Source organism: Alkalihalobacillus deserti, assembly GCF_020734105.1.
GTDB lineage: Bacteria > Bacillota > Bacilli > Bacillales > Bacillaceae_D > Halalkalibacter > Halalkalibacter deserti.
In genome coordinates this window covers 99,010-121,007 of the sequence record NZ_JAJAFR010000007.1, presented here as the reverse complement: position 1 = coordinate 121,007, position 21,998 = coordinate 99,010, and the positions used below count along the sequence as shown (strand labels likewise).

Annotated in this window: 21 protein-coding genes and 2 pseudogenes; 2 read left to right on the top strand and 21 right to left on the bottom strand. The window is 36.8% G+C overall.

The window, feature by feature from the left end; all coding sequences use genetic code 11:
- Window positions 1–41: 41 nt before the first annotated feature.
- Window positions 42–629, bottom strand: a complete 588-nt coding sequence (locus tag LDX58_RS14965) for a cell wall hydrolase (protein WP_227937629.1) — start codon at window positions 627–629, stop codon at window positions 42–44.
- 361 nt (window positions 630–990) lie between these two features.
- Between LDX58_RS14965 and LDX58_RS14960 the strand changes: the two genes are divergently transcribed.
- Entirely contained in the window at window positions 991–1,449 is a 459-nt protein-coding gene (locus LDX58_RS14960) for a DinB family protein (RefSeq protein WP_227937628.1), read from the top strand.
- A gap of 277 nt (window positions 1,450–1,726) precedes the next feature.
- Here LDX58_RS14960 and LDX58_RS14955 read toward each other — a convergent pair whose 3' ends face one another.
- The 7 genes from LDX58_RS14955 to LDX58_RS14925 form a co-directional block, all read right to left on the bottom strand.
- Window positions 1,727–2,113, bottom strand: a complete 387-nt coding sequence (locus tag LDX58_RS14955; protein WP_227937627.1) for a hypothetical protein — start codon at window positions 2,111–2,113, stop codon at window positions 1,727–1,729.
- A 248-nt stretch (window positions 2,114–2,361) separates the two neighbouring features.
- The gene (locus LDX58_RS14950; RefSeq protein WP_227937626.1) at window positions 2,362–2,970 is read right to left on the bottom strand and encodes a YpmS family protein; all 609 of its coding nucleotides are present in this window, start codon (window positions 2,968–2,970) and stop codon (window positions 2,362–2,364) included.
- 22 nt (window positions 2,971–2,992) lie between these two features.
- On the bottom strand, window positions 2,993–3,934 hold the full coding sequence (locus tag LDX58_RS14945) for an SGNH/GDSL hydrolase family protein (protein WP_227937625.1): 942 nt from the start codon (window positions 3,932–3,934) through the stop codon (window positions 2,993–2,995).
- A 377-nt stretch (window positions 3,935–4,311) separates the two neighbouring features.
- Window positions 4,312–5,121 carry a pseudouridine synthase gene (locus LDX58_RS14940; RefSeq protein ID WP_227937624.1) on the bottom strand — a complete coding sequence of 270 codons (810 nt, stop codon included), beginning with the start codon at window positions 5,119–5,121 and terminating at the stop codon, window positions 4,312–4,314.
- A gap of 909 nt (window positions 5,122–6,030) precedes the next feature.
- Window positions 6,031–6,501: a hypothetical protein gene (locus LDX58_RS14935; RefSeq protein WP_227937623.1), complete on the bottom strand. Its 471-nt coding sequence runs from the start codon at window positions 6,499–6,501 to the stop codon at window positions 6,031–6,033.
- Window positions 6,502–6,723: 222 nt separating this feature from the next.
- Complete coding sequence (locus LDX58_RS14930) at window positions 6,724–7,830, bottom strand: hypothetical protein (protein ID WP_227937622.1); 1,107 nt, start codon at window positions 7,828–7,830, stop codon at window positions 6,724–6,726.
- Between the two features lie 100 nt (window positions 7,831–7,930).
- Window positions 7,931–8,557: a tripartite tricarboxylate transporter substrate-binding protein gene (locus LDX58_RS14925; protein ID WP_227937621.1), complete on the bottom strand. Its 627-nt coding sequence runs from the start codon at window positions 8,555–8,557 to the stop codon at window positions 7,931–7,933.
- 608 nt (window positions 8,558–9,165) lie between these two features.
- Between LDX58_RS14925 and LDX58_RS26735 the strand changes: the two are divergent.
- Window positions 9,166–9,378, top strand: a pseudogene (locus tag LDX58_RS26735) (recombinase family protein); the annotation flags it as partial.
- A 573-nt stretch (window positions 9,379–9,951) separates the two neighbouring features.
- Here the strand turns inward: LDX58_RS26735 and LDX58_RS14915 are convergent.
- The 13 genes and pseudogenes from LDX58_RS14915 to LDX58_RS26015 form a co-directional block, all read right to left on the bottom strand.
- The gene (locus LDX58_RS14915; protein ID WP_308017526.1) at window positions 9,952–10,467 is read right to left on the bottom strand and encodes a transposase; all 516 of its coding nucleotides are present in this window, start codon (window positions 10,465–10,467) and stop codon (window positions 9,952–9,954) included.
- Between the two features lie 5 nt (window positions 10,468–10,472).
- Window positions 10,473–10,571 (bottom strand): transposase, encoded by a 99-nt coding sequence (locus tag LDX58_RS26730; RefSeq protein WP_372459199.1) that lies wholly within the window; start codon window positions 10,569–10,571, stop codon window positions 10,473–10,475.
- Window positions 10,572–10,663: 92 nt separating this feature from the next.
- Window positions 10,664–11,009 (bottom strand): annotated as a pseudogene (locus LDX58_RS26020) (aminotransferase class V-fold PLP-dependent enzyme); the annotation flags it as partial.
- Window positions 11,010–11,493: 484 nt separating this feature from the next.
- On the bottom strand, window positions 11,494–12,027 hold the full coding sequence (locus LDX58_RS14905) for a chromate transporter (protein ID WP_227937620.1): 534 nt from the start codon (window positions 12,025–12,027) through the stop codon (window positions 11,494–11,496).
- Between the two features lies 1 nt (window position 12,028).
- Window positions 12,029–14,365, bottom strand: a complete 2,337-nt coding sequence (locus LDX58_RS14900) for a molybdopterin-containing oxidoreductase family protein (protein ID WP_227937619.1) — start codon at window positions 14,363–14,365, stop codon at window positions 12,029–12,031.
- A 1-nt stretch (window position 14,366) separates the two neighbouring features.
- Entirely contained in the window at window positions 14,367–14,969 is a 603-nt protein-coding gene (locus tag LDX58_RS14895; protein ID WP_227937618.1) for a 4Fe-4S dicluster domain-containing protein, read from the bottom strand.
- Window positions 14,962–16,053, bottom strand: a complete 1,092-nt coding sequence (locus LDX58_RS14890; protein ID WP_227937617.1) for an ABC transporter ATP-binding protein — start codon at window positions 16,051–16,053, stop codon at window positions 14,962–14,964. Before LDX58_RS14890 ends, LDX58_RS14895 begins: the two co-directional genes overlap by 8 nt.
- Window positions 16,008–16,877 (bottom strand): ABC transporter permease, encoded by an 870-nt coding sequence (locus tag LDX58_RS14885; RefSeq protein WP_227937616.1) that lies wholly within the window; start codon window positions 16,875–16,877, stop codon window positions 16,008–16,010. The genes LDX58_RS14890 and LDX58_RS14885 overlap by 46 nt, the downstream gene beginning before the upstream one ends.
- Before the next feature lie 8 nt (window positions 16,878–16,885).
- Window positions 16,886–17,692, bottom strand: a complete 807-nt coding sequence (gene modA / locus LDX58_RS14880; RefSeq protein ID WP_227937615.1) for a molybdate ABC transporter substrate-binding protein — start codon at window positions 17,690–17,692, stop codon at window positions 16,886–16,888.
- 1,208 nt (window positions 17,693–18,900) lie between these two features.
- Complete coding sequence (locus LDX58_RS14875) at window positions 18,901–19,794, bottom strand: selenium metabolism-associated LysR family transcriptional regulator (RefSeq protein ID WP_227937614.1); 894 nt, start codon at window positions 19,792–19,794, stop codon at window positions 18,901–18,903.
- Window positions 19,795–20,430: 636 nt separating this feature from the next.
- Complete coding sequence (locus LDX58_RS14870) at window positions 20,431–21,057, bottom strand: FAD-dependent monooxygenase (protein WP_372459206.1); 627 nt, start codon at window positions 21,055–21,057, stop codon at window positions 20,431–20,433.
- A complete protein-coding gene (locus tag LDX58_RS14865) occupies window positions 20,964–21,404 on the bottom strand; it encodes an FAD-dependent oxidoreductase (protein WP_227937613.1) in 441 nt (146 codons plus the stop codon). Before LDX58_RS14865 ends, LDX58_RS14870 begins: the two co-directional genes overlap by 94 nt.
- Window positions 21,405–21,427: 23 nt before the next feature.
- Window positions 21,428–21,550 (bottom strand): hypothetical protein, encoded by a 123-nt coding sequence (locus LDX58_RS26015; protein WP_265416705.1) that lies wholly within the window; start codon window positions 21,548–21,550, stop codon window positions 21,428–21,430.
- Between the last annotated feature and the right edge of the window lie 448 nt (window positions 21,551–21,998).

Below are 21,998 nucleotides of genomic sequence, written 5' to 3'. Positions count from 1 at the left end.
TTCTCCACAGAATCAGAACTATTTAGCTTCAGACTGTACGCCTAAATAGCAAATGCGTGATTTCCTATAATCTTAATCACTTCACGGGTAAAAATCCAATCACTTGTTGCTGTTTCAGGGTTATAGAAGAAGAGTGCCTCCTCTTCATTTCCTTGATCAAGCAAAGCTTCCGTAACGGCTTTATACGCATCCTTATCGGCTGGTTTATTAATTGAATCATTTCGAACTGGTTCAAATGCATTCTCTTGATAAATCACTTCCTCAATGGTATCAGGGAATTCTTCGTGTTCGACACGATTCAACACAACTGTTGCCACCGCCACTTTACCAACATATGGCTCACCTTTCGCTTCCGCGTGAACAAGTTGAGCAAGTAAATCTTTTTCTTTGTCCGAGATTGTTAGAGAATGATCTATGTTTTCGTCTAAGGTCATTAAAGGATTAATCTCATTATCAAAACATAAGTTTTTTATGTGATTTTCAGTTTTATCGATACCATATTTTACGCATAATAATTCCACGATGTCACCAGTTTGAGTAGAAATTTCAGCTTCAGCATTTCCTTGAATTGCAGTATAAGAACCCATTACTAGGATCATTGTAATTAGTAAGGTAAATAATTTTTTCATTTGTTAACCTCCTGTTTATAGAATGATACAGGCCCATCTACAAAGGCTAACAGGTTTACCTAGAAACCTCATTAGTAGATTATTGGTAGGTTAACCATTTATTGTTGTTCCTCGTTCATGGTGGGACAAGGGGACAGGTTCATTGTCCCAATTCTTATGACGTGTTTTCTATCTTTATTTCCTGTTGAAGCTAGAATGAATGTACTGTCTTTTTTTCAAGGTTATCTGTGCATAAAAGAGCGCCTAATTCGTTGGGACGCGATAACTGTCCACTCGTCCTTTTAAAAAGCATATCAATGGACTTTTGTAGAAAAAATTGGTATATTCTACATCGAAAGCGACTTTTTAAGGGGGCAATTAAATGAGTGAACTAATAAAAAAACAATTTGCTATAACAAGAAAAAAATTGTCTGAAACGGTAGAAGGTGTTTCATCCGAATCTTATGATATTGTACCTGAAGGTTTCAATAACAACATTCGTTGGCAAGTAGGTCATATCTTAGTCGCAGGGGAACTCTTCTTGTTCAAAGATCAAGAAAACCTTCCAGCGAATTATAGCGAATTTTTTAAATCTGGCTCAAACCCGGCTAATTGGACAAGCGATGTTCCTTTAGTTGAAACACTGTTTAGACAATTAAACGAACAACTTGTACGTATTAACGATATTCCTAATGAAGTCTTCAATCAAAAATTACCAGAGCCCTTTATAGGTAATGAGACAGTAGGAGAATTAGCTGCATTTGGTGCTTTTCATGAAGCATTGCATTTAGGACAAATTCAATCACTAAAGCGACTTATTGAAGCGACTCAAACAAAATAAATAATGTAACGAAAGTAACCGCCATTGCCTATAAGGCATTAGGCGGTTATTTCATCTGAGGGACAGAAGGACAGGTTCATTGTCCCAATTCTTACGACGTGTTTTCTATCTTTTATTCCTGTTGAAGCTAGAATAATGATGCCATCCCATCCGAAGACCTGCAATAATGCTTATTTTTCGGGAGGCAACACAATGGCTGTAGCTGTTACCACAGTTTCCTCTAATTTATAACCGTAGTCGGTTTCAGTAACTTCATAAGCCTCAAACCTATACCTACCTACGAGCGCATTTCTACTTTCAATTCAAATGTTCTTTCGTTGCTATCGACATCTAGACCGTTAACGTTTTTAAGTGTAAGACACCTAACTATCGAGACAATTGATTGGAACTCCACTCCTTCTTGATTTAGTTTGACGGTCATATACGTATGACGTTCGGCTGCACATTCTGTTGAATCAAGAGCTTTTTCACTGTAGCTGTCTTCCATTTCAATCTCGTACGTGCCCTCATTTTCGTATATATTTGACGTAATAAATCGGTTCATATTCCCCGCTACTATCCAGTTTTTTTTATTATCTAAATCACCAATATTCATATAAATATATCCATTTCCCCTAATCTCTTGCCCAATTGTCTCCCCACGTCGCTCATATTCTTTTGTCACGTATTTTCCCTTCAAAAATAACACATCAAAATCCCAAAAAGAATGAACCGAGAGAACGATGCCTGACCCCAGTGCTTTAAAGCGCTGGGGGTCAGGAACTTACCCTTTGAACAAACTCAGGAAATACAAAAAAAATCAGAATAAACGAAAAGAGAAGATAGCCAGTATGAACTTGGCTGCCCTTTTTCATATATCTCAAGAGAAAGTTTATAAGACAATCAAAATGACAGCTGTAGTTACTTGAAACCTTACAATCCTAATGTTTTATTCGGTACTTTAATACGGAAGTAAATTTTATCGTTTTTCAAATCAAATTGCTGTACCTTTACCTTGAAATTACTTTTCACTTCCATTTGCGTAACAGCAATATAGATCAATTGGTTTTTGGGGTCGATTTCTACCCATTCTGGTGTTGGCAACTTTTTCTTAACGTATTCAAGTATTTTCTTTTTCGGCAAATGTAGTAAACCGAGAGACATTACAGTTGGACGTAAGACAAGATCCCCGTTTTCTTGTACAGAGGGTTCCAATGTAATCGCAATCGGAATGTCTGTTTGAAAGGCTTCAATAGAACCCATCAAATGGACATCATCATCGAAGTCAACAGAATATTTATCTTCTTTATCCTTCAATAGTTTATCTACATACCCATTAACAAGTTCGTTTAAATTTTGCTTGCTCGAATGTACTGTGAACTCGGCACCCGAAACCTCTTCAATAAATTCTTTTTCAGGTATTTCTGAATCAGAAACGGGCCACAAAAGAAGAATGAGGAAAAGAAAAAGGAGAAATACATTCATTCCTGCTATACTTAGAAATAAAATTTTCCATGTCGTTTTTTTTCTTGGTTCATCCAATTGATTTCACCTTTCTTTTGTCTTATTCTAAATTCTCTTTGGTTATCTCAGTTTCTTCACTGAATTTCACCAAATATTCTAAGACACGCGTTGCAATTAGTTTGTGGCCACTAGTATTTGGGTGAAAGTTATCATCAGCTAATAACTCTTTGTCGGAACTAGTAAATAAGTCTTTTGTTGGAATATAATACACATTATCAAATTCCTCTGTAACTGATTTAGCTGCATCATTCCAATTATCCACGATCATTCCTAATTGTTCGATATCATCAAAATAACGTTCAAATGGATTAAAAAAACCAATTAAATAAATTTGTGTATCTGGATTCAATTGATTAATTTTATTAAAAATGACAGTTAATCGCTCTATATATTCCACTCTTTCTTCTTGGAAAGGCTCGATAGTAAGATTAGTAAAATTATTTTTTACAACTTTCATAATGTCGTTGGCACCAATTGTTATTAAGATAATATCAGCCTCTTTAATAGAGGATGCAATTTCTTCTTTGTCCAACCGTTTTAATAATTGATCTGTACGGTTTCCTCTTTTTCCAAAGTTTTCTATCGTAATATTTAAGTTATTACCTTCGAAAGTGTGGTTTAGTATCCCGACATAACCGCCCCCCTCTGTCTCATCTCCTACACCTTGAGTGAGGGAATCGCCAATTGACACAATCTTTTGATCCTTTTTGACTAAATCAATTGCACCTTTCACTACTTCCCTGACCTTTTCCTTAATTTCTTCAGTTATTGGTTTATCATTATGGTTCTCTTCTACTAGTTTTTCCTTTTCTTCTCCTACATTATCTCCTAAAGGATTCTCTATTTTTTCTCCCTTAATAAGCGAAGATGCAGTTTGCACTCTTTCTAGTTTTGTTTGCTTGAAATCTGGAAGAAATAAATATAGAACGAAACACACTAATAATAAACTAGCAATAATGATCGCTGCTTTTTTTCCCTGCACGTTTACACCACACCTACCATTGTAGTAATATCATTATCTATTTCCCTAAGGCACAATTCTTAGGGGCAATAGTCAATTCATTTTATCATTCAAACCAACATTTCGTAAAACATCAAATTATAGTAGCTTAATCAAAAGAATGCTAGACATGTAGTAGCGATATAATACAATTCAAACTTATATAGGGAAGCGTGTCCGATATAGTTTAGATGACTTACTTAATAAACGAAAAACATGAATGGCCTAAAGAAGAGTAATAGAACTATTTGCTGTTATATGAAATAAATGAAAAACTGACGCTACCCCTTAAGGATAGCGCCTGATTGTTGAAGATCTAAACTATAAAAATAAGCTCTTCAATATCATAGTATGTTTAACTATTTAACTCCTAGTAAGCCCTTTAAACGATTACGATCAAAGCCCATTTCTATCTGATCACCAATAATAATAGTGGGTATCACTTTCTTACCCCCGTTAATTTCCATCATCTTCTTAAATACTTCCTTATCCATAACACTATTGTCTTGATAGATAAAACCATTATCTAAGAGAAACTCTCTTGCTTCCCGACAGGAACTGCATGGGGGAGCGTGGAAGACAACTATATTCGGATAGTCTTTTGATGAATCCCGTAAGGAAAAAGTGTGAAGTTCCCCTGTATGCGGCAGTGTTAACTTAATCTCATAACAATAAAAAGTAGTTTCGGATGACTCCAATTCCGGAAACAGTAAATCACGAATTGTTCGTGTATTTCCTACTGTAGCACGTAAATCAATGACTGTATATCCGAATAATTGCTTTTGAGATTTTATGGTAAAATGATAATTTTCAGTTGTTGGGATATCAATTTTATGGTCGTCCTTTATTGTGATGAAATAGCAAAAGGTCATTTCATTCGATTCCAATGCTTTTGTTAGCTCTTCTTGATAGTCATCATTCTTACTAAACAGCATTAACCCGTGATCATTTTGCTCAAAAACATGTAATACTCCTGCTGACGTACTTGTTTCCATTTGTGCCAACCACCTGTTATGTTGAAACAAGCGATTAAGAAGTGTCCCGCTTTCTGATTCATTTTTTGGGTGAACGGCAATCCCTTTTGGTTTCTTGACAGCCATCACGGAAGGACTTTCATACCAAATATCTAAGGGGCCTTCATCAATTGGTATTAAAGGTTTTTTCTCCATATGTAATACAAACCTCCTTTTAAAATATGAACTACCTTGCTGTTACAAAAGCCTTTTTCGTTATTGCTATAGGTGGTCTAAAAGAAGGACACGGCTATTTCCTTCTCGAATGGACATTTCAGTAATTTCATTACACAATCTGTTTAGTGCTTACAGAAAGTTTTATTAAAAGTAGTGTAATTCATTAATTGAAATAATTCAATTTAAGAAAAAGGTTTATTCAAGAATAACCAATTACCAGGCCAATAGAAGAAATCAATTAGGATTGCGATTCATTTGGATCGTATAAATCTCTGCGCAAACACACGTCTCGATGTCGTAAAATGTTCTTCACCTATAACTCTAAGCCAAATTTCATCATCAGTCATTACCCCAATTCGTTTTGCGAACGATAGCCCAGCAATTATAAGCACTTAAACCAAAATCTCTTAGAAATTTATCTGCTTTGAATCGAGCTTATCTTAACTGTTTCTTCTTCACATTGAAGTTTCTTTTGCTTACTTCGTTTTCTCTTCTTCTAGTTAAATGGAAGACAGCAGCCATTCAACCCACAAAAGAAACCGCTTACAAAATAAGTTAATTTACTAGTAGAACACTAATACGTGTTTTACTCCTACTAATGTATACCCCCAAAACACATAATATTACAAAAGTAGTTAAGCATATTCTCTCTTTAATTTTGAAAAATATGAGAAATGACTGAACTCTGTGATCTTATAGGTGAAAATATAGGAATTGTTCAAAGTTTGAGAATATAAAGACCTCTTGTAGTTTAAATAACATGATAATTTGTTCCAATAATCACTTAACTTCGAGGGTGAAAGTACCGTATCCGCAATAATGGCTAGTGCATTGAATGTAGGTATTTTTTAGAGGATTAGATGGCCAGAATAACCCATTAAAATATGATCATTCTGACTTATGATGAGTTGGATGTATATGATGACTATTCAATGTATTGTTACTTTCATAGAAAGATCCCACTATGATTGCCATAAAGATAGCAACCGTTACACATGGAATAAGGATCGATAATTTTTTAATTTGAGATCCATTCACTTTAAATTGCTTTAATATACCCGCTTCCTGTTTGACCATTCTTGTCAGCAAAAAGAACAAAAGAATGGTAATCATGATTAGGGCAAAGCTCAAGATGAATATGGAGTTTATTGGTAACATTTCTCCCATCATGGCTCCCATCAAACCGCCCATGACACCTCCCATAATTCCTTCGAGGATGGTCATCGTATTAAAAAGAATCCCGATAATGACGCCTGCACCAATCCCGATGATCATAGCAAGGAGAGAGCTAATCGTGTAACTCTGATTAATGGCAAGAATCATCCCGGATATTAAACCGGCCATAGAAGCGATAATCATGGTCGCCATCATACCCGTTGTACAGGATCTCGTAATGGCAAAATGAGTTGAAATGTTTTCAAAATAAGAAAGACAATAATAGCAAATACAAATACTTGTATGAGTAGATTCATAGTTATTTCCCCCTTCTTTTTGATAGATAAGCTAACCTGTTTTAGTCGTTTTATAAATCGGGTAGCTGATAAAGGCTACCCGATCCTATGCTAGATTCATAGAGTTTTATTAATTGTGATGGCCTCCGCAAGAGCATGCATCGTGAACATGCCAATGGCCAACAGGTATCCCCAATTTGGCAGCCTCACGTTCTACTGCACTCGAGATGATGGTTCCAAAACCTAAATGGATGACACCGCTACGCATACGCTCATAGAGGCAATTTAACCACCCATTTAAAAATCCTCTTCTTGGACGGTGAATATGAGGATTCGTACCAATTGACGCTTCCCACCAGCGAAATAGTCCTTTATCCGGGGAACCAGGATACTGTAAATGATCTGTCTCAGCTTTTAATTTACGAAGCTTATCTCCATATTCTCCACCTTCATTGATTTCAGTTATCTTTCCATTATCAACTTTCATTTGAATCCAAGGAACAGGACCGATGTGGTTACTTGTTCCTGCAATAACACCCGTTGCATCCTCTTTAGGAAGGTACATCCACGGTCTACCTAAAACGTGTCCAGGCAAGTAAGTTTTTCCAAATTCTTCATTCCCACCCCAAAATTTACTGACTAAATCTGGATGGAAGAACTCGCGATTTTCATCATAATACTCATCATGGTTTGTATAACTTAGATCTGTACCTTCTGGATCTGTGATACGGATTTTACTTGAATTTCGAATTTTATCCCATGTCCATTTATCAATAGCTTCGATAATTTCATATGGGATTGTATGAGCTGGTGAAGCGGTTAGTTCAGGTGTAATAAAAGGCATTCGTTGAATTTTGACACGATTAGCTCTTAATACAGGACCTCCATAACCCCAAAGAAGTTTATCAAACTTATTTTCTTTTTCTATTTTTTCCCACTCATCCATCCACTCTGCTAGCTCTTTCGTACGCGCTAAGTAATACTCTACTTCGTTATGTCCCTTCCACTTAACAATTGGTCCTTTATCAATGTATTTAACCTCGTACTTTGTATCATACTTTTCAAGAATGAGCTTAACTGCTTCGATAACCATAGGATCGTGCCAATTATCGACACGAAGCAATACACGTTCACCTGGTTGCAAATCCCACCCTGCATGTAAACCGTGATTATAAGGGCGTTTCGCCACTGCATCTAAATAAGGAATTAATTCTTCTGCACTATTAATATCAACCATTGGAGGACAGCGTGGAGGCTGTTTGTCAATTAACGGTGGGCTAGTAAATTGGGTAGACCTTTAGGAGCAATAAATAAATAGTTATGAATTAATGGATTTTCTACACCAAACTCACTGATTGTTGGACATCTCCTACTTGTTCTACGCTTTCTGAAGTAGTAAGAGCTAGAATACGCACATTTCCTGCTTCAAGATGTTCTTTTGCATCATTTAATGGCGTTACAACCACATCTGAATCCCCAGATAAAAGGCGTAACATTGCATCGTTTCCACCTGTTGAACTTAATAAGCCATAATCCTTTGCTCCAAAATGTTCAGCTACTAAATCCCACCAAAGATGAGTAATGCCACCTGTTCCCGATGGTGTAACCACGAGTTCACCTGGGTTTTCTGCCGCCCAGTTACCTAAATCCTCCAGTGTCTCCCATTCACTATCTGCACTTACACTAATTGTATTGATATACTCTCCCATTTGGGCAAGTACATCTAAATCCTCCAAGCCGGTAATGGCTGCTTCCGTTTGAGCTAACGTAATCTCTACGGCCAAAGCCCCTGTTCCAACTGTATATCCATCTGCTTCTGATTGTGCAACTTTCACATGACCGAGAACGGTTGCTCCACCAGGCAAATTGTCGACTACGATGGGTACGCCTAATTTTTTAGACATTTCTTCAGCTATTAATCTCGTACTTAGATCCGTTACAGAACCAGGGCCAAAAGGTACCACCCAGTTAATCGGCTTTTTAGGGAAATCTGATTGCTCACCACCAGCTTGAACTTGTTCATCTCCTCCACTTGGTTCAGATGTACTTTGATTACAGCCTACTAGTGCTTATAAAACTAAATGAGTACCAGCTTAATACCTATCGATCGTTTTTTCATCGTTCATTCCACCTTTTCTAATTAAGTTTTAGATTGGTTATAAGTTCATTGATCCTCTTGCGAATAAAATGATAGAATGGCTATCTAATATCGCCACAACCTCAAGAAACCGCTTTCAATAGTGACTCTATAAGAATAAAACTGAAACTTTCTTGTGTACTCTCCCTTCATTAGATTTGCACCATGAATATATTATCAATGTAGCGCATTTGTAATATTCTGAAAAATACTCTTTACATTCAGTATTTATATCTTAATCATATGAATTAATAAGCAGTTGATGTGTAGATGATAAGAATCCTAGCTTTAAATAACAAAGTAGAAAGACGTCAATCGTATGTTTGTTAAGCAGATTTTCAAGTGGTCTTTGGAAGGCAAGGGATTTGATGCAATGGACCGTTTGCTTTCAAATAAAGGGTACCAAACTCCCGCGAAAGTAGCTGGAAAAAGGATGCTGGGAAGTTTTGGCAAGGAAGCACTATACAGACTATACTCTCCAATCCACACTATACCGGAGACCTTGTTCAGCATCGAGAAACAGCAAGAAGTGTCACTGAAGAGTTAAGACAACCACTCCTACAAGTAGAACAAATTCAATCTTCGTTTCAGTTTATTTTTGTTTCTTATGCACCTTCAAATGAGGTTCCTTTATCATTGATAAGTTGATCTATTCGCATCATTGAGAACATTGTTGATTAAGAGTTGCTCTTTGACCACATGGTTGGTACACGCAATATTTCCGTGTCTAGCGTAACGTCTGCAAATATACCCTTTACGTTTTTGTCTAAATGCATGCCAAAGCCCCAGTCTGAACAATATAAAATATTTATAAACAGATGCCTTTTCCCTTTAGTTCTTTTCTTTGCTCTTCATCTAGGTATTAAAATTTATTGGCTGATGAAATAATTTCACATTCTGAGTAATGCGAAGTGGCTATTGAAGCCGAAGAAAAGATTGACGCTTTAAATGAAAAAGGAGTGAGCTAGAAGCATAAGTAGTTCCGATAATGTGGAGAAAAAGTAAAAGAACAGTATAAATAACGAATGAAATAACAAAACAAATTAGCACAACAAAAGCGCTTGGATTATTATTCTAATCCAAGCTTATATATTTTATTGTCTCTTCACCACTTTCTGTGGTACACGCACAATTCCAGAAATAAGTTAGCTAGATTAGGCACTAATCTAGTGTAACTCCTTCATCGGCTTAGCCACCATTAAGTTGGTAGAATGAAAGCGGTCAAGTGGTTTCATTGACGGGTTTCATTCTACCAACTACCCTAGGGCAAGCTGAAGAAGGAAGTTGGTAGGCCACTGGTTTTTTATTAGCTTTTCCAGTACACTCCAAAAATACACACAGGCGAAAATGATCTATATTTCGAAAACCATATGCTCTTCTTTTAATGTTTTTGATCTTATGATTTGTTCCTTCAATTCGACCGTTTGTGTTCGGAGTGAGAAAGTACTGGAGGATTGGAGCTTTCAACTTCTCTAGTGTTTTGGCAACCTCATGATAAACGGGCAATGGACTGGCTTTTGCTTGGTCAATCCATTCCTCCAGGAGTGCTTCACCAGTGTCATAATCCTTCGCATGATAGAATTCGCGAAAAACCTCTTTTAAGTAATAGGCCAAAGCCAGTTCGTCATGTTCATCTAGCCACTCTTCTAACCGCTGCTTTTGTCGTTCAGTTAGTTTTTCATAGCCTTTTAATAAGGCAAACCGACCCCTTTTAAGAGACGGAAATCTCTTTCTCACTTGGTCTAAGCCTGAGTCACTTTTTGAAAGACATGGTATTTATCGACGACTATACAAGCAGCTGGGAAAATGGTATGAACGGCTTTATGGAAAGGATTCCACATATCGACAACAACTGTTTCCACTACGTATGAGAGAGTACGTTCTTCGTTAGAAGTAGTTGAGTGGATTCATAGCTACGGTTCTGTTCCATACCTAGCACCCGGCCTGTCTTGGCATCCATAATGGAAGAAACACGAAATGAACCCCCAATTTCCACTAGTTCTCCTCTTGAAACGATAACTTCTTTCCCTTTAGCCAACTTTTAAAATAAGATAAACAGCCGCTGCATGATTATTTACAACCATTGCACCTTCAGCACCTGTAACTGTTTTCACGATGTCTTCAATCAGATCATGTCGTGAACCACGCTTTCCAGTTGAAATATTCTATTCCAAGTTAGAATAACTAGTAGCCGCCATGATCACCTGTTCAATCGCTTTGCGGCTTAATTTTGCTCTTCCTAAATTAGTATGTAAAATCGTACTTGTTGCATTGATAACTCATACTAACTAAAAACTGGGAAATTCTTCAATTTTCTCGGTTATTTTCTGTATTATCTCCTGCTCAAACGCTTTTGTAGATTTTTCGCCTTTCCATTTTCGGATACTATCTTGTCGTACTTCATTAACCGATTCCTTTATGAAAGTTGTAACTAGATTTGTAGCAAGTTAATTTTCCCCATGTTTCTGAATTAAGACCGGAGAATTTTTCAATTCATGAACCGCTGGTAAGTTTCTTACATCACTTTTCAAAAAGACACCTTCCATCTTTAAGAAGAAGCACCAACAGAGGTGCTTCTTCTATTTATTATCCATTTCTTCAGATAAAGCATAGACCAAAACCTATCGATACATCGAGTTATTGTATAATCGAAAGAGAATTCACAGTTTCATTAGCTACAGCCCCCCTTACAGTATCCAAAACAATTACTCGTTTTATTTGCTTAAATTGAGTGCTTAGGGTTGACCGCAAAAATCTCTTATTCTACAAAAAGATTAGAGCAAAAACAATTGCCAAGACTATAATTAGTAATGGGTGTAATTTAAAAACAAATATCGCTATAGTCGCTACAATAAAAATACAAATAGTTAATTTATCTGTAATTCCATTCTTACCTAACTCCCATGTTACCTGTAACAAAAGAACAACTACAACTATTTTTAATACATGAATGATTCCTTCTATTTTAGGAATATTTTTATGTTTCATATAAAGGTTTGTTAAAAGAACAACAAGTATTGCAGTAGGAACAACCATCCCGCTTATTGCTACTGTCATTCCTACGATGCCCCCGACCTTGTAGCCAACAATTGCTGCCAATTTTGTTGTGATAGGACCTGGTAACGAGTTACCTAAAGCAAGTGCTCCTAAAAATTCTTCATGTGTCATCCAGTTGTTTTTATCACACACTTCTTTTTGAATAAACGGGATCGAGGCAGGCCCTCCCCCAAAACCTAATAAACCAGGCTTAACAAAGGATATAAACAATTTCCAATAAAAGCTTATTTGTTCCAACATTTTATAATACCTGCTGCTTTTTTATCGTAACAATGGTATCGTTCCATGATTGCCCTCCGCCAACTGGATCCGTCTTACTCGGAATTAGAGGATTGGGGTTATATCCTATTTCATCCCACCACTTGTTTTCATTTATATCATTATCAACATACTTTGGATTAACTGCTTCTTTTGCTCCTTTGTCTAAATCCTCACCAGATGCTATCGGTCCGTACTTAAAATGTCCCATACTTGCTGAGATTGCAACAACCTTCGGGTGAATTCCTTCGGTAAGGTGTACCTTTATGTTCATCTTTGCTGAATTACTAGATACTTCTACTATGTCCCCATCTTTTATATGGAAAGAAGCCGCGGTGGCTGGATTTATCCACATTGGATTATCATGAACAATCTCTGCTAGCCATTTTTGATTCATTGTCCTTGATTGTGTATGTACGTTCCATTTAAATGTAGTTAAGATAAATTCATTTTCTTTCAGTTCCCTGCTCTTTATCGGAACATACATTGGCAACGGATTTGCCTCCGTTTCATGATTTTGATTCAACCTCTCTAATTCAGGTAAAAATATTTGAAACTTTCTAGATTCTGTCGCAAATCCTCGATAAGCTTTGCCATTTAACTGAAGTCCGATAGAAACCCCATCTCTTGTTTTGATAAGCCCTGTATCTTTTTCTATTAAAGCATCCTTCCATTCTTTTTCAGGTAAAACTTGTAAATAAGGTACGTAGTTTGGTTGCTTATTACTATCCCAATAGAATCCGTTTTCTTTTAGAAAAGGTAAGCCACCAGGTACACTTTTTGCCCATTCATGAACGTATTCCTCCGCTGAACAATATTTAAAGTATTTATCCATCCCACCCCCTATTGCATCAGCAATTAATTTTAAAATCTCGCGTATATCCCGGGATTGGCCTCTTGGTTGGACAACAGGTTGACGAAGCCCTACATAAGGAATTAGCTCATAGGAATTTCTAGCATCAAGATCCCACTTTTCAAGAAACGTGGCATCCGGAAGGATAATATCTGCTAAATGGGAGGACTCACTATAAAAGGCATCAATTGCCACATGAAACGGAATTTTTTCTTCATCTAAATATATTTCCTTAACAGTTGTCGAACCTTCAGGCCAACTCATCGGAGCATTTACATAGTATGTCAGTAATGCTCCAACTTTGACCTTACTTTCAGCTATATACGGATAAATTGTCGATGAAACCGCACGTGGATATATTTTATTTACAAAAGGAAACGCTGATGGATGTGAAAGTTCAGTCTTGACACTTGGTTTAGGTGGAATAGGTTTGGGCTGAGGAACAACTGTATCATCAAGTTTTCCAGCAATATAACACCATCCACCCTTTTTCCCAACGCTACCAACAATTGCATTTAATAAAATAATGGCTCTTTCATTATTAAACCCATTACTATGTGCTTGAGAGCCCCTATTAGAAACAGTCGTACAACGCGGTGCAGCCTTTGCAAATCCAATTGCAATACGACGAATTGTTGAGGCCGGTACCCCACTCTCCTTTTCAGCCCATTCTGGAGTATATAGTTCTAGATACTTTTTTAACTCTTCCGATGAATAGTTCGTCCATGTATCCAAAAATCCTTTATCATAAAGTCCTTCCTCCATGATTACATGCCCCATTGCTAGTGCAACTAATCCATCTGTTCCTGGGAAAATCGGCACCCACTCATCCGATTGTGCTGCTGTATTCGATAAACGCACATCAAAGGTTACTAGTTTTGCACCATTCTCAATTCGCCCTTCTACTACACGCTGTAAAAAAGGGACGTGACCTTGGTGTGCCTCATATAAATTACTTCCAAAATTTAATATATATCTCGTATGTGCGACATCATTAGTATCCCAATCGGTATCCCCAATTGTGGCTTTAATAGCCATTCGCTTATTTAAGGAACAAAGTCCACGATGACCGACTTTGTTCGGTGTTCCAAATGCATCTGTAAATCGATCTAATATACCATTCGTACAATCGCGTCCATATTGTAATACTAATTGTTCTGGCTTCCCTTGTTCACGAAGCGGCTTTAGGTGGCTTACGACCTCCTCGATCGCTTCCTCCCAGCTAATTCGTTTCCATTTTCCTTCTCCACGTTTTCCAACACGCTTTAAAGGATGAAGGATACGCGATGGATCATAAAGCATATTTATAGCAGCATGGCCTTTCGCACATATATGACCACGAGAGTTGGGGTCATTTGGATTTCCCTCTATCTTTGTTACATTCCCATTCTCGACATGTACAAGTAATCCACAAATCGTACTGCAATTAATACACATCGTGGGTATTCGTTTCTTTTTTTGTTCCATGTCACCCCTTCTTTCCCTTGCTGTTATTAATCCCACCGAGTAATGATTCTGTCATTTTATCCAACTGCAGATAAAACACATTCGGCTCTGTTGCAGCTTCTTCTTGTAATCTAAGTACATCATTGTCTTTAATCATAGAAGCGATTTTTGACGAGGAGTTATTAATGTCACCAAACACGAAAGCATCTGTTGGACATGTACTGACACAAGCCGGTTCTTCTCCTTCATTTAATCGATCCTTACAAAAATCACACTTACTTGCAATATTTGTTTGTGGGTGGAGGAAAATAGCCTCATAAGGGCAAGCTGGTACACAATCTGCTACTCCCGTACAAGATTCCTGATTAATTGTAATAATACCCATATTATCACGTTGAATTGATTTGGTGGGACATGCTGTAATGCAAGGTGCATTTGTACATTGATTACACATCATTGGGGTAAAATGACGCCTTACAGTTGGATAATGCCCTGTTTCGATCGACTCAACTCTTGTTCGAAAGGAACCAAGTGGTACATTATGCTCCGATTTACAAGCGACGGTGCAAGCATGACATCCTGCACAGCGCCGTAAATCAATTAGCATTCCATATTGCTTATGCATACACTTTCTCCGAATGAGAGAAAACTTGAACTGCTTCGTCCTCTAGAATTGCATAAACACTGTCCCCTTCCTGTAAATCAGAAAGTATATTCATCTGGTCCCTTGCAATTTCAGTTGTTAACGGTATTGGTCCTTCTACGTCCACTCTTAATCTATTTCCATATGATAGTATTCTAGTAACTTTACTAGGTAATATATTAACAAACTTTTCAACAGGTTTTTCTTTGCTTATCCGAATATCCCAAGGATGTATTAATATAGAAACTTCTTTTTCTTTATTATTTAGATTCTGCGTTTGTAGTATTGCATTCCCGTTAGATAAGCTATACTGGCCAATTCCATTTGTTTGACCAAGATAGGTAGCGTCAAAATAATTCGTCCCGCTAAAATCAGCAACAAATTCAGAACGAGGTTGAATAATTAATTCTTGTGGAGTTCCTTCCTGGATAACCCTTCCGCCTTCCATTACCATAATTCGATGTCCCAAGCTAATTGCATCCTCATAGTCGTGTGTGACAACAATCGCTGGTATTTTTAATTCGGCCAATGTTTTTTTCAATTCACGACGAACGCGATCCCTAGTTGTCACATCAAGTGCACTTAAAGGCTCATCCAGTAGTAATAATTTCGGTTTTAAAACAAGTGCTCTAGCCAAGGCCACGCGTTGCTGCTGTCCTCCAGACAATTCGTCTGGCATATTATCAGCATAAGCAAGAATATTTAATTGTTCTAATTGCTCTATAACTCGACGTTCAATTTCAATCTTTGATAGTTTACGAGCAGCTAACCCATAAGCAACATTTTCAAATATCGTCATATGTGGAAAAAGTGCATAGTTTTGAAATAAAAATCCAATCTGCCTATCTTCCGGTGAGAGATTTACCTTTTTATCGTGATCAAATAGCACCTTCTGATTAATAGATATATGTCCATTATCAGGAACAAGTAACCCGGATAACGCCTTTAATGTTGTACTTTTACCACAACCACTATGACCGACAATAACTAATGTCTCAGTATCCATAGAGAACGAAATATTTAATTCAAATTCTCGTAATTGCTTTTTGATGTTACATTGGACCATTTTGTATTCCCTCTTTTCTTTTTGTATTTTCGTTTTATATTAGGCCAATATTCTACTAGTTTTACACTTAATAAAAGGAAAAAGGCAACAAGGATCAATAAAGCCGATAAAGCAACAGCTATCCTTATATCCGACTCCATCGCCGAGAATATTGCCAGTGGCATTACTTGGGTTTTTCCAGGAAAATTACCAGCAAACATAATTGTTGCACCGAATTCACCTAGAGCGCGTCCCCAACTTAATGCAGCACCTGTAATAAGTCCTGGAAAAGCTAACGGCATTACTACTTTAAAGAACGTAAGTATCCTTGAACCTCCAAGTGTTCTAGAGACGTGGACCAAGTTATGATCCACACCAGAAAAGGCAGTACGTGCGTTCATAATATAAAATGGAGCCGAGATAAACACTTGGGACATGATAACCGCGACTGCAGTAAAGGCAATTTGGATCCCATACACGTCAAGGTGACTACCGAGCCAACCAAATCTGCCAAAAACCATAATTAAACCAACGCCCGCTACGGCAGGAGGAATAACAATTGGTAATTGAATAAGAACATCCAAGATGTTTTTCCCAGGAAAATTCTTTGTTGCCAAAAAGTACGCTAAAGGTGTACCAAATAACAAAATAATGACCAATGTAATAATGGTTGTATAAATACTAAGTTTTAATGATTCTAACGCAATAGGTGTCTGTAATTGCTCATATACCTCTTTCGGTGTCATGTCAAAAAAAACAGACAACATTGGTAAAAATAAAAATGCTAACGAAATTGCAATTAAAAGTGCAAATATCGGAATTTGTATCGAACGTAGTATTTTCATCTAATCACCTACTTCTGTACATTTTGTACTTTCATAAATTTGTGTTTTGCTAAAAGGTTTTGGCCTTCCTCTGACATAATAAAGTCAATCCATTGCTCTGCTAATTCCTTATTTTTGCTATCATTTACGATTGCCATTGTATTATTCGTAAGTACATTTAAATTATCTGGAATCTCAATCGTTATCACCTTATCTTCGATGCTTGGAATAACGTCCGTTACATAGACAATACCAGCATCTGCTTCACCTAATGTTACTTTACCAGCTACAGCTCTTGTATTCGTTTCCATTGAAACTACATTAGACATTACCTTTTCCTTATAACCTGAACCAAATGCAGCATTTGCATTATCTAAAAACTCTCGTGCATAAATTCCAATTGGAACAGCGTCAATTCCAATTACGAGGTTGTGTTTTACCTCGCTTAAGTCTTGTAAACTTGAAAGATTACCTGGATTTGATTTTGGCAAAAGAACAGTTAATGTGTTATGGGAAAAAGTTGTATCTTTCCCAACTAAGTTTTGGTCTTGAAGCGCTTCCATATGACTAAAATCTGCTGAGGCAAAAACATCGGCATATGCCCCTTGTTCTATTTGTGTTCGCACTACTTGACTACCAGCAAAGTTAATCATTACATTTGTTTCATATTTTTCTTCAAACACCTCTTCTGCTTCTGTATAAGCATCTTGCAATTGGGCAGCTGCAAACACCATAAGTTCTGGAGATTGACTGGAGCTTTCCTCAGCTGAACTAGTACATCCTGTTATTAATACTAAAATAAAGAATATTAAAGAAATCTTTAACCCAACTTTCATGATTCATTCTCCTTTTATTTTTACATTTTTATCAAACAATAAAGAGCCTGTCCGACGCGAAGCTTTTCTCCTGTCCACGTATTTAATTTTACTTCAACCTGTCTTGACAACGAAATGAGCTTTACTTTTACAATCAGTTAAGGTAACCAAAAATTTACAATCTTGGAAGTGCAAATATGAGCGTTAGCAGCTGAAATCACTACTCAAAGCATCGAAATACGGCAGCTTAGCAATGCGGAGGAAGTTCTTTACCTTTCCAAGCCAGCACTTAAGTACAAACCGACTCCCTACTCGTGTAAACACGCGATAGCATCTCACTGACATGCCTTGTTAGTTCAACTAAGTTTCTCCCAACTACCTTACATAAGCAGAAATACTGTTTTCCGATTTATTGATACTAATAGACTTTTTTCAGTTACCTCAACATTTTCTGTGCTGGTGAACAGTTGTATTTTCTGCCGAATTTTCACTACCACAACCAGTAATAATAAACACTAAAGTTACTAAATTAAAAAAGTAGTTTTTTCATTTTTTTCTCTCCTCTCCTCTTTGTATAATATTTTATAATATGAACAATAACAAAAAGTTATAATTAAGTAAAGAAAATTTAACCAATTCTTATAAATTATCCTTTTATTCTAGATTTCACACACTTTTTTAATAATTCGTGGATTGAGCCACTAAATAATTTCTTCCACCAATATAAATTAGCGTCTTGTTGTAAAATGGCTCCACGAGTTGGATAAAAATGAATTACTTTTGAGGCTGACTCCTGACAGTCAGCAGATGCTCACACATCTACTTACGACAAAGGTGTCACTACTTTTTCAGACCTCCTAGGGTAAGTACACATTCTTCCTCTCCGTGTCCTCTCCACAATTACTCGATGCACCCTTCGGCAGTTTGGACTTTGACTTGCTTGCAGTCTCATCCAAAGTGCACCTAGCCTCGGATGAAGTTCGGTTCCTAGAGGCGGAGATTTGCGCCGACTTCCTTCAGATTATGGGTCACCCCAGACACCTTGGCTTAAGCTAACCATTACTACTTCCTTCGTGGATCGGGACTATAATCCTAGAGATGAGAACTTGCCTGGCGCACCAAAAAAAGAGATACTAATATCTATTCGAATTAGTATCTCATATAAAGTACTTTCTATGTTTTCTACTCTACTACCAAACTTGTTTTGCCGTTCTCCTTTTTCCCTTACTTTAGTTCATTTCATTTTCAAAGATAATCGAAGAGAATTCTTTGATAAAAGGATAATTCTCACTACCTTTCAAACAAACAAAAAAGAATGTCTGCTCGAAGTCTTCAGAAAGTGGTACTATTTTGACCTTGCCTGCTTTAATTGCACGCGTTGCTGCTAAATTGGAAACAAAACTGATTCCTAAACCTTCTTCCACTGCACCAATAATTGCTTCTGTACTACCAAACTGAGCTACATATTTTAATTTATTTATGTCAATCTGATATTTGTTTAACCAATTTTCTAACGCTTTTCTAGTGCCTGAGCCAGGTTCTCTTACGACAAATTCATATTTGAGCAGCTCTTCTAAAGTCATTTCTGATATCTGCTCCAAAGGGTGACCTGTTGGTACAATTAATGTAAGTCTATCTGTTGCAACCACTTCTGTAAGAATACTTAATGATTCTGGCTTAGATCCTACTATTCCTAGGTCCAGTTTTCTATCTAAAAGACGTCCAATTATCTCATCAGAATCTCTAGTTTCAATTGTCACATTCACTTTTGGAAACAATCGTTTAAAATTTCCTATCCAACGAGGAATTAAATATGTTCCTGGTATGGTACTTGCTCCAATGTTTAACGTACCCGTTAATGTTCCTTGATACGCCTTTACCCCTTCGGACATTTCCTGCCATTTCTCGAGAATGTTTTTACCAACACTATAAACATAATTTCCAGCTGGAGTTATTGTTATCTGAGTATTTGTTCGGATTAAAAGTTGCACTCCTAAGTCTTCTTCCAAACCTCGTATCGCTTGACTGATACTTGGTTGAGATACACCTGCTGTTTCGGCTGCTAAAGAAAAGCTACCTTTTTCAATTACTAATATAAAAGCTTGAATTTTCTTTAGTTTCATTATATTTTATCCCTCTAAAAAGAATTTTAAATTGATTATTAAGCTATTATATCATTTAAGAAAACGGTCTTTAAACAAGGCAATTTCATATGTTAAAAATGAATAATCATTAACTCAACTTCCGCAGTATAGAATCTATCTAAATCCCTTTCTGTGCAAGGGATTGTCATAAATATTCATCTAAATAAACAGAAAAAGACATCCTTTTTGGTAAAATAGAGTCACCACAACACTAACCCAAAGAAAGGATGTCTTTTATGGCTTCTATTTTACCAAAGTTAAACGAAAATGAACAGTCTGACTCTTATGTGAAACGTTTTTTCAAAGAATCTAAAATTAGTTCTTTCCTTCATAAATATAAAAAGGATTGTAAAAACCCAATCACTATGCATTTTGGGCTTTTAATTGATATGTTATTTCTTGTGTTTCTCCACAAAAACAGAACTACTTACTAGAAGCATCACGCCTTTTTGATGTATTCTGGAAAAACCGCAATGTTAAAGGGAATCCTTCCCGCCTCTTACCATTGATCAAGGTGACAAATGAAGAATGGGAATAACAGCATAATTATTTGGAAATATACGAAAAACCCATTTCGATAGTTTGATAAGCTATGATGCAATAAGACTGATTATTTTACCCATTCAGCCGATCAGCCTCAGCTTTTTCGAAGTGGTCTTTTTCTGGGAAAGCAGTTTCAGATTCTAGCGATGGTTCCTGACGAGATAATTCTTGATATTTATCTGTTATTGGTTTTCTTCGTGACTGAAAGTTTTGTAACGCTTCCGGAATTGAATCAGCTTCACGTAAAGCTTCAGCCAAAACTCCAGCATCTTGTATAGCATTATTTGCACCTTGACCTGTATGATGAAGCATTGCATGTGCAGCATCGCCAAGCAGGGTTATACAATTAGTATGCCAACGTTCTATCGAATCTATGTCATGTATGGATCGGCAGGTATACTCTTCTACATTTTCTGCTATCTTCTGGATTTTAGGGTCAAAGTTTTTTAAGTGTTTTAAGATGTCTTTTTTCTCTACGATTGGCCTCCATGATGGGTCTTGAGATTGTAGAGTAACATCAAATGAAACTTGCTTTCTATGGTGTAGCGGTAATATATAGATTTGAATACCACCATCTACGAAAACTTTAAATGTGTTATCAGGAACTAATTCAAATGCCTCTTTGTCATTGACAACAGCTCGGTAAGCATGGGTTCCAGAATAAACAGGCTTTGTATCGCTAAATAACTTCGAACGAATAGTGGAAGAATCCCATCTGCTCCAATAACTAAATCCGCTTCAATCGAATGACCGTTTTCAAAATGAATTTCAGCATGATTTCCATGATTGGTTATCGACTCTAACCTGTGACTCAAATGGATGGAATCGGATGGTAATTGTTTCAGAAAAGTCTCGATTAAGTCTGCTCGATGAATTAATCTTGCCCATTTTCCATCTGGGTTATCAGTTAAAAGAGGCCATCTTTCACTTACTAAGATATCCCCATTACACGCTACCACTTGCATAAAATCACTCTTCGAACTCTTACTCTCTATTTCTTCATAAATCCCCCATTTTTTGAAAAAGTGCACCGATGGCGGACGCATACCAACACCAGCACCAACCTCTTTTATAATTGGGGCTTGCTCATAAATTTCTGCACGAATGCCTTCCGTTGTAAAGCAACCGCAGTTGCCGCACCACCAATGCCGCCTCCAATAATGGCAACTCTTAATTCAGACTTTGATTTCATCAATATTCCCCCCTCATTTTTTTGTGATAGAGCTTGTTCAAAAAGGGAAGACCGCCCTTTTTGAACCTTTAATATCCTCTCTCCTAATGCGGAGTTGCAATGGCTTCACTCACTGCGCGTCTATCCGAGAAAACCACTCGGATCTACTTAAAACATTGCAGTGGCTTCGCTCATTGCTTCGAGCTTATTCAAAAAGGGAAGACCGCCCTTTTTGAACAAGCTCTGATAAATAAGTTTTAAATGAACAATTGAAAATCCAATAGCGCTATATTACCTGGGACGCAAACGTAAGCGAATTCATTTGTATTGATAGATTAAGTCTAATTGCATTAGATTAATGCAATAATATAATATTGTTATACTAAAATAAATTGTATTATTCGACTATTTTTTATAATCAAAATAATTTAAAAAACTGACCGCAAATAAGTTACGAAAATATTCAAGT

Coding starts and splice junctions, on each gene's coding strand:
- LDX58_RS14965 (WP_227937629.1), bottom strand. CDS start 629: ATGAAAAAATTATTTACCTTACTAATTACAATGATCCTAGTAATGGGT.
- LDX58_RS14960 (WP_227937628.1), top strand. CDS start 991: ATGAGTGAACTAATAAAAAAACAATTTGCTATAACAAGAAAAAAATTG.
- LDX58_RS14940 (WP_227937624.1), bottom strand. CDS start 5,121: ATGGAGAAAAAACCTTTAATACCAATTGATGAAGGCCCCTTAGATATT.
- LDX58_RS14935 (WP_227937623.1), bottom strand. CDS start 6,501: ATGATTATCGCTTCTATGGCCGGTTTAATATCCGGGATGATTCTTGCC.
- LDX58_RS14930 (WP_227937622.1), bottom strand. CDS start 7,830: ATGGTTGATATTAATAGTGCAGAAGAATTAATTCCTTATTTAGATGCA.
- LDX58_RS26730 (WP_372459199.1), bottom strand. CDS start 10,571: ATGTGGAATCCTTTCCATAAAGCCGTTCATACCATTTTCCCAGCTGCT.
- LDX58_RS14905 (WP_227937620.1), bottom strand. CDS start 12,027: ATGTTGGAACAAATAAGCTTTTATTGGAAATTGTTTATATCCTTTGTT.
- LDX58_RS14900 (WP_227937619.1), bottom strand. CDS start 14,365: ATGGAACAAAAAAAGAAACGAATACCCACGATGTGTATTAATTGCAGT.
- LDX58_RS14895 (WP_227937618.1), bottom strand. CDS start 14,969: ATGCATAAGCAATATGGAATGCTAATTGATTTACGGCGCTGTGCAGGA.
- LDX58_RS14890 (WP_227937617.1), bottom strand. CDS start 16,053: ATGGTCCAATGTAACATCAAAAAGCAATTACGAGAATTTGAATTAAAT.
- LDX58_RS14885 (WP_227937616.1), bottom strand. CDS start 16,877: ATGAAAATACTACGTTCGATACAAATTCCGATATTTGCACTTTTAATT.
- modA (WP_227937615.1), bottom strand. CDS start 17,692: ATGAAAGTTGGGTTAAAGATTTCTTTAATATTCTTTATTTTAGTATTA.
- LDX58_RS14875 (WP_227937614.1), bottom strand. CDS start 19,794: ATGAAACTAAAGAAAATTCAAGCTTTTATATTAGTAATTGAAAAAGGT.
- LDX58_RS14865 (WP_227937613.1), bottom strand. CDS start 21,404: ATGCGTCCGCCATCGGTGCACTTTTTCAAAAAATGGGGGATTTATGAA.
- LDX58_RS26015 (WP_265416705.1), bottom strand. CDS start 21,550: ATGAAATCAAAGTCTGAATTAAGAGTTGCCATTATTGGAGGCGGCATT.